At 52.8% G+C, this 14,023-nt stretch carries 10 protein-coding genes; 9 read left to right on the plus strand and 1 reads right to left on the minus strand.

From position 1 onward, the window contains the following. Nucleotides 1-3: 3 nt before the first annotated feature. A complete protein-coding gene (rpsT, locus tag L6J37_RS01075; protein WP_027253088.1) occupies nt 4-264 on the minus strand; it encodes a 30S ribosomal protein S20 in 261 nt (86 codons plus the stop codon). 209 nt (nt 265-473) lie between these two features. Between rpsT and murJ the strand changes: the two genes are divergently transcribed. From murJ to carB, 9 genes are all read left to right on the plus strand, one after another. Next, the gene (gene murJ / locus L6J37_RS01080; protein WP_192015570.1) at nt 474-2,033 is read left to right on the plus strand and encodes a murein biosynthesis integral membrane protein MurJ; all 1,560 of its coding nucleotides are present in this window, start codon (nt 474-476) and stop codon (nt 2,031-2,033) included. Between the two features lie 133 nt (nt 2,034-2,166). Further along, on the plus strand, nt 2,167-3,141 hold the full coding sequence (gene ribF / locus L6J37_RS01085) for a bifunctional riboflavin kinase/FAD synthetase (RefSeq protein WP_237793825.1): 975 nt from the start codon (nt 2,167-2,169) through the stop codon (nt 3,139-3,141). After that, on the plus strand, nt 3,138-5,969 hold the full coding sequence (gene ileS / locus L6J37_RS01090; RefSeq protein ID WP_192015572.1) for an isoleucine--tRNA ligase: 2,832 nt from the start codon (nt 3,138-3,140) through the stop codon (nt 5,967-5,969). Before ribF ends, ileS begins: the two co-directional genes overlap by 4 nt. Further along, a complete protein-coding gene (lspA, locus tag L6J37_RS01095) occupies nt 5,969-6,484 on the plus strand; it encodes a signal peptidase II (protein ID WP_218383385.1) in 516 nt (171 codons plus the stop codon). Before ileS ends, lspA begins: the two co-directional genes overlap by 1 nt. A gap of 136 nt (nt 6,485-6,620) precedes the next feature. Further along, nucleotides 6,621-7,055, plus strand: coding sequence for an FKBP-type peptidyl-prolyl cis-trans isomerase (gene fkpB, locus L6J37_RS01100; protein ID WP_192015574.1), 435 nt, complete (start codon nt 6,621-6,623; stop codon nt 7,053-7,055). A 66-nt stretch (nt 7,056-7,121) separates the two neighbouring features. Then, on the plus strand, nt 7,122-8,072 hold the full coding sequence (gene ispH, locus L6J37_RS01105) for a 4-hydroxy-3-methylbut-2-enyl diphosphate reductase (RefSeq protein ID WP_192015575.1): 951 nt from the start codon (nt 7,122-7,124) through the stop codon (nt 8,070-8,072). A gap of 181 nt (nt 8,073-8,253) precedes the next feature. Further along, complete coding sequence (dapB, locus tag L6J37_RS01110) at nt 8,254-9,063, plus strand: 4-hydroxy-tetrahydrodipicolinate reductase (RefSeq protein WP_218383383.1); 810 nt, start codon at nt 8,254-8,256, stop codon at nt 9,061-9,063. A gap of 530 nt (nt 9,064-9,593) precedes the next feature. Beyond that, nucleotides 9,594-10,733, plus strand: a complete 1,140-nt coding sequence (gene carA, locus L6J37_RS01115; protein ID WP_192015576.1) for a glutamine-hydrolyzing carbamoyl-phosphate synthase small subunit — start codon at nt 9,594-9,596, stop codon at nt 10,731-10,733. 16 nt (nt 10,734-10,749) lie between these two features. After that, nucleotides 10,750-13,980, plus strand: coding sequence for a carbamoyl-phosphate synthase large subunit (carB, locus tag L6J37_RS01120; protein WP_237793826.1), 3,231 nt, complete (start codon nt 10,750-10,752; stop codon nt 13,978-13,980). The last annotated feature ends 43 nt before the right edge of the window (nt 13,981-14,023 follow it).

Raw genomic sequence — 14,023 nt, forward strand, 5'->3', positions numbered from 1 at the left:
AAATTACAGAGCGTTGATTTTTGCAGACAGGCGCGCTTTATGACGAGCAGCCTTGTTTTTGTGAACCAGGCCTTTAGTAGCCATACGGTCCATAACAGGTTGCATGTCAGCGAAGGCCTTAACGGCGGCTTCTTTATCGCCTGCTTCAATAGCAGCAACAACTTTTTTGAAGAAAGTGCGCATCATAGAACGACGGCTAGCGTTGTGCTGACGACGTTTTTCAGAAGTGATTGCACGTTTCTTAGCAGATTTGATATTTGCCAAGGGTGTAACTCCCAAATTCTTGGTATGGTGACAATTTAAGGCCGAGGAATATGCCTCTAAAACCGAACAATGTCAAATGATTTGTGCAAATAACAGCCGCGCCATTGAAATTGGCACTTGTGCATTAACACGGTTAATATGGCGGCAGATTCTACCAGCATTTGGCTCTGCAAGTCACCTTTCTGGGCCATCTTTTATGAGGTTTTTTTGTGAGTAAGCGTCTTTTGCGCTCCGGGCTGATTGTCAGCAGTATGACTTTAGTATCTCGCGTCATGGGTTTAGTGCGAGATGTAGTGGTAGCAAACCTGATGGGAGCCGGTGCGGCTGCCGATGTTTTTTTCTTCGCCAATAAGATCCCAAACTTTCTTCGCCGCCTGTTTGCGGAAGGGGCTTTCTCTCAGGCTTTCGTTCCCGTGCTGACCGAAGCTCATGCGGCGGGTGATAAAGATAAGACCCGTGAGCTTATCGCCCGGGTGTCCGGTACGCTGGGGGGCATAGTTACCTTGGTCACCCTTTTGGGCGTATTGGGTTCCGGGGTGATTACAGCCCTGTTTGGAGCAGGTTGGTTTATTGACTGGCTCAATGACGGGCCGGCAGCGCCGAAGTTTGAGCTGGCAAGCTTGTTGCTGAAAATCACTTTTCCTTACCTGTGGTTTATCACTCTGGTCGCTTTGTCGGGGGCCGTCCTCAATACCTTGGGGAAATTTGCCGTTTCTTCGTTTACCCCGGTATTTCTCAATATCTCCATCATTTTGTGTGCCTGGTGGGTATCACCGAATCTGGAACAGCCTGAAATCGGCCTGGCTCTGGGCGTTTTTCTGGGCGGTTTAGTACAGTTTCTGTTTCAGTTACCCTTTCTTTACCGGGAAGGGGTGCTGGTACGTCCACGCTGGGGATGGCGCGATCCCGGCGTGGTGAAAATCCGCACTCTGATGATCCCGGCCTTGTTCGGTGTGTCAGTGAGCCAGATTAACCTGTTGTTTGATACCTTCATCGCCAGCTTTCTGATGACGGGCTCTATCAGTTGGCTGTATTACTCAGACCGGCTGCTTGAATTTCCTTTGGGTCTGTTTGGGATTGCCATTGCGACCGTGATCCTGCCGGCCTTGTCGCGCAAGCATGTGGATCAGAACCGGGAGCATTTTGCCCACACAATGGACTGGGGGGTCAGAATGGTACTTCTGCTCGGTTTGCCTGCTATGCTGGGGCTAATGGTGCTGGCTAAGCCTATGCTGATGGTGCTTTTCATGCGGGGGGAATTTACCCCCAATGATGTCGAGCAGGCGGGCATGTCGCTGCTGGCTTATGCATCTGGCTTGCTGAACTTTATGCTAATCAAGGTGCTAGCGCCTGGTTACTATGCAAGGCAAGACACCCGTACCCCGGTGCGCTATGGTGTTATTGCTATGGTCACCAACATGGTATTCAATGCTATTTTTGCCTATTTCCTAGGTTATGTTGGTCTGGCGCTGGCAACAGCCTTATCAGCACTGGTCAACGCCGCACTTTTGTACCGCGGCCTGCACCGCGCCGGGGTGTACCGTATTTCACGTACTACGTTTGGATTTGTGGTCCGTCTGGTTATTGCCGGTGTGGCTATGGTGGGCGTGCTGTTATGGTTGTCGCCAGATATGGCGCACTGGCTGTCATTGGGTCTGGTTCAGCGTGTGTACTGGCTGACTGGCCTGATAGGGATTGGTGCCGTGACTTACCTGTTATCACTGACAGTGACAGGCGTCCGTTTGCACCACCTGCGTAGCGAAAGCTAAGGTGCGCGATACGGATCATGGCTGGCACGGAATTGCGGCAAAAAAGTACATCTTACGGCGCGCATGGTTTTAACCCTGTTGCGCTCTGGTATATAATCCGTCAGTTTTTGACTTTGGTAATGATTAGCTGCAGATGGAATTGATCCGAGGAATTCATAATATCCGGCCCGGTCACCACGGCTGTGTTCTGACAATTGGCAACTTTGACGGGGTCCATCAGGGCCATCTGGCCGTGCTGCGTCAGGTACTGGAGCAAGCCCGACGATTAGGGGTTCCTTCGACTGTGATGAGTTTCGAGCCTCAGCCTATGGAGCTCTTTGCCAAAGACAAGGCGCCGGCAAGGCTGACTCGCTTTCGCGACAAGTATCAGCAGCTCAGTCATGCAGGCATTGATCGCCTGTTGTGTGTCAATTTCAACGCCCGCTTTGCCGATATGGCGCCGGAAGATTTCGTCCGTCGCTTGTTGGTGGAACAATTGGGTGTTAAGTTTCTGGTTGTTGGTGACGACTTTCGCTTCGGTAAAGGCCGCAGCGGCGATTTTACCATGCTGGAAGCTGCCGGACGTGAATTCGGCTTTGAGGTTGTCAGTACCCAGAGTTACTGTGTGGATACTCAGCGAGTGAGCAGTACGGCAATCCGCGAAGCACTGGCCAGTGATGATCTGGCCTCAGCGGAGGCCATGCTGGGCCGCCCATACAGTATTACCGGCCGGGTGTCACATGGCCAGAAGCTGGGCCGGACCATAGGCTTCCCCACGGCCAATGTGCCGTTGAAGCGCCGGGTTTCACCGGTTTCCGGTGTGTATGCCGTTGAAGTGCTGGGGGTGGCGCAACAGCCATTGCCCGGGGTGGCGAATATCGGCCGCCGGCCGACAGTGAACGGCGAGCGTCAGCAACTGGAAGTCCATTTATTTGATTATCAGTCTGATATTTATGGTTGTCAGATTGAAGTGGTGCTACACCACAAACTACGAGATGAAATTAAATTCGCCTCCTTTGATGCGCTGAAAGCGCAAATCGAGCGTGATGCCCAGACTGCGCGGGTGTGGCTGTCTGAGCATCGTCAACATGTCCAACTTCGCCCAAGTAACGGAATTGAGAATCAATGAGCGACTATAAAGATACCCTGAACCTGCCTGAAACAGGGTTTCCGATGCGAGGCAACCTGGCGCAACGCGAGCCTGCAATGCTTAAGCGTTGGTATGACGAGGATCTCTACGGTGAAATCCGTAAAGCCAAGAAAGGTAAAAAATCTTTCGTACTGCATGACGGCCCTCCATATGCCAATGGTGATATTCATATTGGTCACGCACTGAACAAGATTCTCAAAGACATTATTATCAAGTCAAAGTCGATGTCCGGCTTTGACGCGCCTTACGTGCCAGGCTGGGATTGCCACGGTTTGCCGATCGAGTTAATGGTAGAGAAAAAAGTCGGTAAACCCGGCCATAAAGTCTCTGCCGCCGAGTTCCGCGAAAAATGCCGTGCGTATGCAGCCGGTCAGGTTGAAGGCCAGAAAGAAAGTTTTGTTCGCCTCGGGGTACTGGGTGAGTGGGACAAGCCTTACCGCACTATGGATTTTGCTACCGAAGCCAACATCATTCGTGCCTTGGGCAAAATTGCAGATAACGGCCACCTGCTGAAAGGTTTCAAACCTGTTCACTGGTGTACCGACTGTGGTTCAGCGCTGGCTGAAGCCGAAGTGGAATACAAAAACAAGGTCTCGCCGTCTATTGACGTGAAATTCAAAGCCGTTGATGAAGCTGAGGTGTTAAGCAAGTTTAATCTGGCCAGTGATCACCAGGGGCAGGGTGATGTGTCCATTGTTATCTGGACCACTACGCCTTGGACATTGCCGGCCAACCGTGCGGTAGCCGTCCGTGACGATCTGGAATATGTCCTGATCCAGGTGGAAGGCGAGCAGCCTCAACGTCTGATTGTGGCCGCTGAACTGGCAAAAGATGTGATGGATCGTGCCGGTATCGAGCATTTCCACAATCTGGGCTTCTGTAAGGGCATAGAGCTGGATCTGCTGCGCTTTAACCACCCGTTCTACAGCTTTGATGTGCCTGTGATTCTGGGTGATCACGTGACCACCGAATCCGGTACGGGCTGCGTGCACACAGCGCCTGGCCACGGCCAGGAAGACTTTGTTGTCGGTCAGAAGTACGGCCTGGAAGTGGCAAACCCGGTCGGCAGTAACGGCGTATACCTGCCGGATACCGAACTGTTTGCCGGTCAGCACGTCTTCAAAGCCAACGACGCAGTTGTCGAGACGCTGAAAGAACACGGTGCCTTGCTGCATCATCACTCTTATGAGCACAGCTATCCGCATTGCTGGCGTCACAAGACCCCAATCATCTTCCGTGCCACCCCGCAGTGGTTTATTTCCATGGATCAGAACGGTCTGCGTGCAAAAGCACTGGAAGAAATCAAAGGCGTTCAGTGGATGCCTGAGTGGGGCCAGAGCCGTATCGAGAGCATGGTTGAAGGTCGCCCTGAGTGGTGTATCTCGCGTCAGCGTACCTGGGGCGTACCAATTGCACTTTTCGTCCATAAAGAAACGCAGGAACTGCATCCGGACAGTCTGGCGCTGATTGAAAAAGTGGCCCAGTTGGTGGAAGAAAAAGGCATCCAGGCGTGGTGGGATCTCAACCCTGCCGAGATCATGGGTGAAGTCGATGCTGAGCAATACGAAAAAGTGTTGGACACCCTGGATGTCTGGTTCGACTCCGGTGCCACCCACTATGCCGTGGTTGATAATCGTGAAGAATTCAATGGCAGTTCGGCCGATCTTTACCTGGAAGGTTCTGATCAGCATCGTGGCTGGTTCCAGTCTTCGCTGATTTCATCGGTGGCGATGAAAAACAAGGCCCCTTATCGTCAGGTTCTGACCCACGGTTTCGTGGTTGATGGTCAGGGTCGTAAGATGTCGAAATCTATCGGTAACGTGGTTGCGCCAAAAGATGTTACCAATAAGCTGGGCGCTGATATCCTGCGTCTGTGGGTCGCATCGACTGACTACACCGGCGAAGTGGCGGTGTCAGATGAAATCCTCAAGCGCAGTGCTGATGCTTACCGTCGTATCCGTAATACAGCGCGTTTCTTGCTGGCCAACCTGAGTGGCTTCAACCCGGCCACCGACTGCGTGCCAGCGGAAGAGATGGTTGCGTTGGATCGCTGGGCAGTCGCGCAAGCGAAAGCGGCACAGGATGAAATCATCCAAGCTTACGATGAATACAATCTGCACACAGTGACCCAACGCCTGATGCACTTTTGTTCGATCGAAATGGGCTCTTTCTATCTCGATGTGATCAAAGATCGCCAGTACACCGCCAAGCGTGGTGGTCATGCCCAGCGCAGCTGCCAGACTGCTTTGTACTATATTGTCGAAGCTCTGGTTCGCTGGATGGCGCCTATCATGTCTTTCACCGCCGATGAAATCTGGAATGAGATGCCGGGTGAGCGTGATACCTTTGTCTTCACCGGCGAGTGGTTTGAAGGCCTGTTTGAGCTGTCTGAAAATGATGCTTTCAGCAACGAATTCTGGACTGAGATCCAGGCGGTTCGCGGCGCTGTGAACAAACTGCTGGAAGAAGCGCGTAACGAAAAACGCCTTGGCGGTGCGCTGCAGGCAGAGGTGACGCTGTTTGCCGAACCTGAGCTAGCGGACAAGCTGAACAGTCTGGAAAATGAGCTGCGCTTTGTACTGCTGACTTCTAAAGCCCAGGTGGCGTTGACTGACAGCAAGCCGGCAGAGGCGAAACCGACTGACGTGGCAGGTCTGTCGGTGCTGGTGACAGCATCGGACGCGGCTAAGTGTGATCGCTGCTGGCACCATGTGGCCGATGTCGGCACCATTGCCGGGCATGAAGAAATTTGTGGCCGCTGTGTGACCAACATTGATGGTCAGGGTGAAGAGCGCAAGTTTGCCTGATGAGTAATTTACCTGCTTTGAAGCAATCCGGAATCCGCTGGCTGTGGCTGGCGGTTCTGGTCTTTGCCATCGATATCGGTACTAAGCTGCTGGTGATGGACAGCATGGGTTACGGCTGGCCTAACCGCATTGAAGTCTTGCCCTTCTTTAATCTGCTGTATGTGCATAACTACGGCGCGGCTTTCAGTTTTCTCAGTGATGCCAGCGGCTGGCAGCGCTGGTTGTTTACCGCTATTGCCTTAGGGGTGACTGCGTTACTCATGGTCTGGATGCGCCGCACTCCAGCCAGCCATACTATGGTCAACTCTGCCTATGCGCTGATCATAGGTGGCGCACTCGGTAACCTGTTTGATCGCCTGTACCATGGCTTTGTAGTGGATTTTCTCGATTTCTATATCGGGCAGCACCACTGGCCGGCGTTTAATATTGCCGACTCGGCAATCTGCGTTGGCGCGGGTCTTATCATTCTGGAAGGGTTTCTGGCCGGAAAGACCAAGACCAAAGCAAGCCAGTAAGGCGTTCAGGCTCACGGACCAGGCGCTGCTCGTTGCGATGGGCGGCGCTTTATTGTAAAAAGCGATGGATTTATCCGGTAAGCATGATAATTAAGGCCTGCCGTATCACTCAGTAATTCGTAATCAGGATGTATGTATGTCGGTTATCACGCACAACAGTGAAGTTTTAATGCACTTTTCCATCAAGCTGGAAGACGGCTCTGTCGCTGAGTCTACTCAGTCTATGGGGAAACCGGCTAAGTTTCGTATGGGCGATGGCAGCCTGACTGACAACTTTGAACGTTGCCTGCTTGGCCTGGCGCAGGGCGAGAAAAACCAGTTTGTGCTTGAGCCGGAAGATGCATTCGGTATGCCGAACCCTGACAATATCCATCATGTTGATTTAACCCGCTTTGGCTCTGACGCTCCGGCAGAAGTCGGCGCTATCATTGCATTCAGCGGCCCGGACGGGCAGGATATCCCTGGTGTGATTACCGCTGTGGTCGGTGATTCTGTCACTGTTGATTTCAATCACCCGCTGGCCGGCCAGCGGGTGACCTTTGATGTTGAAGTGGTCGGCATCGAAGGGTAAACCCATATCCGCTCCTGGTCATCTTGAGATCAAGAGTGGAAGGATGAAGGTAAAGAGTCCTCAGATATGAAAATCGTACTTGCTAACCCTCGTGGTTTCTGTGCCGGTGTTGATCGGGCAATCAGTATCGTTGAGCGTGCGCTGGAGCTGTATCAGCCGCCTATTTACGTGCGCCATGAGGTGGTTCACAACCGGTTTGTGGTTGAAGGACTGAAACAGCGTGGGGCCGTCTTTGTCGAAGAGCTGAGCGAAGTGCCGGATGATAATATTGTTATTTTTTCTGCTCACGGAGTGTCTCAGGCCGTTCGTAATGAAGCTAAAGCACGTAAGTTAACCGTGTTTGATGCGACATGCCCTCTGGTCACCAAAGTCCATATGGAAGTGGCCCGCGCCAGTCGCCGCGATATGGAAGTGGTGTTGATCGGCCACGCCGGTCACCCTGAAGTCGAAGGGACTATGGGCCAGTACGCCAGCGATACGGGCGGTATGTACCTGGTTGAAACCCCGGTCGATGTTGACAAGCTGAAAACTGTGGTGAGAGATCCGGGTAACCTGCATTATGTTAGTCAGACGACTTTGTCGGTGGACGAAACCGCAGAGGTCATTGATCGCTTGCGACAGGTCTTTCCGGAGATTCAGGGACCGCGCAAAGATGACATCTGTTATGCAACCCAGAATCGCCAGGATGCCGTGCGTGAAATGGCCGCCAGCGTCGATGTGATGATAGTGGTGGGGTCAAAGAACTCCTCAAACTCCAATCGCCTGCGTGAATTAGCAGAAAAGCTGGGTACCCCAAGCTACCTGACGGACTGTGCCGAAGATGTTGATGCCAACTGGCTGACCGGCAAAACGAGTGTGGGCGTGACTGCGGGCGCCTCTGCGCCGGAAGCGCTGGTCAACCAGATTATCGCGCGAATTCAGGCTCTGGCCGGTGGCGAAGTGGAAGAGCTGAGCGGCCGCGAAGAAAATATGTTTTTTGAAGTGCCGCGCGAATTGCAGGTCAAAAATGTAGGCTGAGCAGCCCGTCGCAGGATTATTTATGGAACCCCGGTTATAACCGGGGTTTTTTTTCACCGTTATACAGGCTAGATTAATGGGCTGTTTATCTTTCATGGTCTTGGCGTGGTGTTGGCCGGTAAACCTGGCCCTGAAAGATAAACAGACCTTCATCTGCTGAATGTTTTAAGGAGAAACAGCTATGGTCAGAATCGCGATTGCCGGTGCGGCAGGGCGAATGGGACGCCAGTTACTGAAAGCGACAGCACAGTCTGGGCAGGCACAGGTGGGTGCGGCGACTGAGCGTCCTCAGAGCAGCTTGATCGGCGTTGATGCCGGTGAGCTGGCGGGTATTGGCAAGCTGGAAGTGGCTGTGGTCGATGATATTGAAAAAGCGATCAATGATTTTGATGTGCTGATTGATTTCACTGCGCCAGTTGCAACACTGGCGAATCTGGCGCTGTGCCAGCGCCATAATAAGAAAATTGTCATTGGGACAACCGGTTTTAGCGAAGAAGAAAAAGCCCGGATCGATGCAGCCGCCAGCCAGATAGCCGTTGTGATGGCCCCCAACTACAGTGTCGGCGTCAACCTGACGTTCAAGCTACTGGAGAAAGCGGCCAAGATCATGGGGGATTACTGTGATATCGAAATCATAGAAGCCCACCACAGACACAAAGTCGACGCGCCTTCCGGCACGGCGCTGGGCATGGGCGAGGCGATTGCCGGCGCAATGGGGAAAAAACTGAGCGATGTTGCTGTCTATGCCCGTGAAGGGATTACCGGTGAGCGCAGCCGTGATGAGATCGGCTTCGCGACGATTCGCGCCGGCGACATTATCGGCGAGCACACGGCTATGTTTGCTGATATTGGCGAGCGGGTCGAAATCACTCACAAAGCGACAGACCGCATGACATTTGCCAACGGTGCAGTCCGCGCGGCGGCTTGGCTGGATAAGCAACCGGCGGGTTTTTATACCATGCAGGATGTGCTTGGCCTGAACGATCTGTAACTCACTTCTGTCACACTGCAGCCGGTTCCGGCTGCAGTGTTCTGCTCAGTTCTCTGTTTTTAGTCTCCTTCATTTTGCATAAATCATCAAACTGAGCGAGAAAGCATTCTTGTTGTGCTCTTCACTGTAAATCCAAGGGTTTGCTTGCTTTTTTGTGTGCTTGTTGCGCCTTAGTCCTTCCCGTGCGGTAAAAGCAGGTGTTATCTTGCATGATTTCTGTGGTTTATCCGTTAGATAATTTATAGTGAGCGTTTGGCTGGCTTGGCAAACGGTTGCCTGAACATGCAGCCCGGAAGGCCGATGGGAAAAGGCAGGAAAAGATATGCTTTCTCTGGTTTGGCGGCTTAAGCGGTCGGAGTGGTCGATATTTAAAATTTAATTTCCCCCTGTTGTTGACAGTTTGGGCATGGATCACTAGAATGCGCGCAATTTGTCAAAATTCGGCTTGACTGGGGTTTTGACTTTCTATGGAATGGGTAAATGCAATTTTATCTGTTTTATTTGCGTTTTTATGAAGATTGGAGGTTGTCTTGAACAAATCGGCGCTGTTAGTCCTTGAAGACGGGACTGTGTTCCACGGCGTATCCATCGGTGCAGATGGTTCGGCCGTTGGTGAAGTTGTTTTCAATACCTCGATGACGGGGTACCAGGAAATTCTCACTGACCCCTCTTACTCTCAACAGATTGTCACTCTTACTTATCCCCACATTGGCAATACCGGAACCAATTCCGAAGACGAAGAATCTACTGCAATCCACGCGCAAGGCCTGGTAATTCGCGACCTCCCTCTTATTGCTTCAAACTTCCGTTCCCAGCAGACATTGTCTGATTATCTGAAATCTCAAAACATTGTTGGTATCGCTGACATTGACACCCGTAAGCTGACCCGTCTGCTGCGTGAGAAAGGCGCGCAGAATGGTTGCATCATGGCGGGTGACAATCTCGACGCGGCGCTGGCGCTGGAAAAAGCCAAAGCCTTTCCTGGCCTGAAAGGGATGGATCTGGCGAAGGTGGTGTCGACCAAAGAAAGCTACAGCTGGGCGCAGGGTTCCTGGACGCTGGAAGGCGGGCTGCCGGAAGCCAAAGAGGCCGGCGAGTTACCTTACCATGTGGTGGCTTATGACTTCGGTGCCAAGCGTAATATCCTGCGCATGCTGGTTGACCGTGGTTGTCGCCTGACGGTTGTTCCGGCAGAAACCTCAGCAGAAGAAGTGCTGGCGATGAATCCGGATGGCGTCTTCCTGTCAAATGGCCCCGGCGACCCGGAGCCTTGTACTTACGCGATTGAAGCGACGAAAACATTTCTGGACAAAGGCCTGCCTGTGTTTGGCATCTGCCTGGGACACCAGATCCTGGCGCTGGCAAGCGGTGCCAAGACAGTGAAAATGAAATTTGGTCACCACGGTGCCAACCACCCGGTTAAAGATCTGGACCGCAATGTTGTGATGATCACCAGCCAGAACCACGGTTTTGCGGCTGATGAAGACACACTGCCAGATAACCTGCGTGCCACCCACAAGTCGCTGTTCGATGGCTCCCTGCAGGGCATCCACCGTACCGACAAGCCGGCTTTCAGCTTCCAGGGTCACCCTGAAGCCAGCCCGGGTCCGCACGATGCGGCACCACTTTTTGACCACTTTATCGACCTGATTAAACAGCACAGCGCCTAAGCCGGAGTAGTAAACGATGCCAAAACGTACTGACATACAAAGTGTTCTGATTCTGGGTGCCGGTCCTATCGTGATTGGCCAGGCGTGTGAGTTCGACTATTCAGGTGCTCAAGCGTGTAAAGCGCTGCGTGAGGAAGGTTACCGCGTTATCCTGGTGAACTCGAACCCGGCCACTATCATGACCGATCCGGAAATGGCGGATGCGACATATATTGAGCCTATCCACTGGGAAGTTGTACGCAAGATCATTGAAAAAGAGCGTCCAGATGCGGTCCTGCCGACTATGGGCGGCCAGACTGCACTGAACTGTGCGCTGGATCTGGAGCGTCACGGCGTACTGGCCGAATTCGGCGTAGAAATGATTGGTGCAACGGCTGATGCGATCGACAAAGCCGAAGACCGTTCACGCTTTGATAAAGCCATGAAGTCGATTGGTCTGGAGTGTCCGCGCGCCGATACCGCGAAAACCATGGAAGAAGCCTACAAAGTCCTCGATATGGTCGGCTTCCCCTGTATCATCCGTCCGTCTTTCACCATGGGTGGTACAGGCGGTGGTATCGCCTATAACAAAGAAGAATTTGAAGAAATTTGTCGCCGTGGTCTGGATTTATCACCGACCAATGAACTGCTGATTGACGAGTCCCTGATTGGCTGGAAAGAGTACGAGATGGAAGTGGTTCGTGATAAGAACGACAACTGCATCATCGTCTGCGCCATTGAAAACTTCGATCCAATGGGTATTCACACCGGTGACTCCATCACAGTTGCGCCTGCCCAGACGCTGACGGACAAAGAATACCAGCTGATGCGTAATGCGTCGCTGGCGGTACTGCGCGAAATCGGCGTGGAAACCGGTGGCTCAAACGTCCAGTTCGGTATTAATCCGAAAGATGGCCGTATGGTTATCATTGAGATGAACCCGCGTGTTTCCCGCTCGTCAGCCCTGGCTTCGAAAGCGACCGGCTTCCCGATTGCCAAAGTGGCCGCCAAGCTGGCGATAGGTTTCACGCTGGATGAGCTGATGAACGACATCACGGGTGGCGCAACACCGGCCTCGTTCGAACCAACCATAGACTACGTTGTTACTAAGATCCCACGCTTCAACTTTGAAAAGTTCGCAGGTGCCAACGATCGTCTGACGACTCAGATGAAATCTGTTGGTGAAGTGATGGCCATCGGCCGTAACCAGCAGGAATCACTGCAAAAAGCACTGCGTGGCCTGGAAGTGGGTGCCAACGGCTTTGATGAAATGGTGGATCTGGACGATCCTGAAGCGCTGACTAAAATTCGCCACGAGCTGAAAGAAGCCGGTGCTGAGCGTATCTGGTATATCGCTGATGCCTTCCGTGCCGGGCTGTCTGTGGATGGCGTCTTTAACCTGACCAATGTCGACCGCTGGTTCCTGGTACAGATCGAAGAGATCGTCCAAATGGAAGCCAAGGTCAAAGAAGATGGTTTTGCGGGTCTGACCGGCGATTTCCTGCGTAAACTGAAGCGCAAAGGCTTCTCGGATGCCCGACTGGCTAAACTGCTGGGTGTGGCTGAGCTGGAAATTCGCAAAGAACGTGACCGTCACGATATTCACCCTGTTTATAAGCGTGTGGATACCTGTGCGGCTGAGTTCTCTTCAGACACAGCTTACATGTACTCGTCTTATGACGAAGAGTGTGAAGCCAACCCGACTGATCGTGACAAGATTATGGTGCTGGGTGGTGGTCCGAACCGTATCGGGCAGGGTATCGAATTCGATTACTGCTGCGTACACGCATCGCTGGCCCTGCGCGAAGACGGTTACGAAACCATCATGGTGAACTGTAACCCTGAGACAGTTTCCACTGATTACGACACCTCGGATCGCCTGTATTTTGAGCCGGTTACGCTGGAAGATGTACTGGCTATCGTGCGTGTCGAGAAGCCTAAAGGTGTCATCGTTCAGTACGGTGGCCAAACGCCGCTCAAACTGGCGCGTGCACTGGAAGCGGCAGGTGTGCCAATTATTGGTACCAGCCCTGATGCGATTGACCGCGCCGAAGACCGTGAACGTTTTCAGGCCGCTGTTGAGCGCCTGGGCCTGAAGCAGCCGGAAAATGCGACAGTAACAGCGATGGAACAGGCTATTGAGAAATCGAAAGATATCGGTTTCCCGTTGGTGGTGCGTCCTTCGTATGTACTGGGCGGTCGTGCGATGGAAATCGTGTACGACGAAAATGACTTGCGCCGTTATTTCAACGAAGCGGTCAGCGTCTCGAACGAATCGCCTGTGCTGCTGGATCGCTTCCTGGATGATGCCACGGAAGTGGATGTGGATGCCATCTGTGACGGCGAGCGTGTGGTGATCGGCGGTATCATGGAGCATATCGAGCAAGCGGGTGTTCACTCCGGTGATTCAGCCTGCTCGCTGCCTGCATATACCCTGAGCCAGGAAATTCAGGATGAAATGCGTCGTCAGGTTGAGAAGCTGGCCTTTGAGTTGGGTGTTCGCGGCCTGATGAATACCCAGTTTGCAGTTAAAGACAACGAAGTGTACCTGATTGAAGTTAACCCTCGTGCCGCACGGACTGTACCTTTTGTCTCCAAAGCAACGGGTGCACCACTGGCGAAAATTGCCGCGCGTGTGATGGCCGGTCAGACACTGGAACAACAAGGTTTCACTAAGGAAATCATTCCTCCTTACTACTCAGTGAAGGAAGTGGTGCTGCCTTTCAACAAGTTCCCGGGTGTCGACCCGCTGCTTGGTCCGGAAATGCGCTCGACCGGCGAAGTGATGGGTGTGGGTGATACGTTCGCAGAAGCTTTCGCCAAGGCTGAACTGGGCTGTGGCAAAGAGCACAGCCGTGAAAATGCCGGCCGCGCACTGCTGTCTGTCCGTAATAATGACAAACGCCGTGTGGTCGACCTGGCTGCTAAGCTGGTGAAGCTGGGTTACGAGCTGGATGCGACCCACGGTACTGCGGTGATTCTGGGCGAAGCGGGGATTAATCCACGCCTGGTGAACAAGGTGCATGAAGGCCGTCCTCATATTCTTGACCGTATCAAGAACAACGAGTACAGCTATATCATCAACACCGCAGAAGGCCGTCAGGCGATTGAAGATTCTAAAGTGTTGCGCCGCGGTGCGTTGCTGGAGAAGGTGAATTACACCACTACCCTGAATGCTGCGTTTGCCACTTGTATGGCACTGACTGCGGATGACCGTAATAAGGTGACGTCAGTGCAAGAGCTTCACGCAAGACTGATCAAGGCTTAACAGCGCCCTGACAAAGCAATAAGAAGCCCGTCGTTGTGAAACG

This window comes from Photobacterium sp. WH77, assembly GCF_022014395.1.
Taxonomy (GTDB): Bacteria; Pseudomonadota; Gammaproteobacteria; order Enterobacterales; family Vibrionaceae; genus Photobacterium; species Photobacterium arenosum.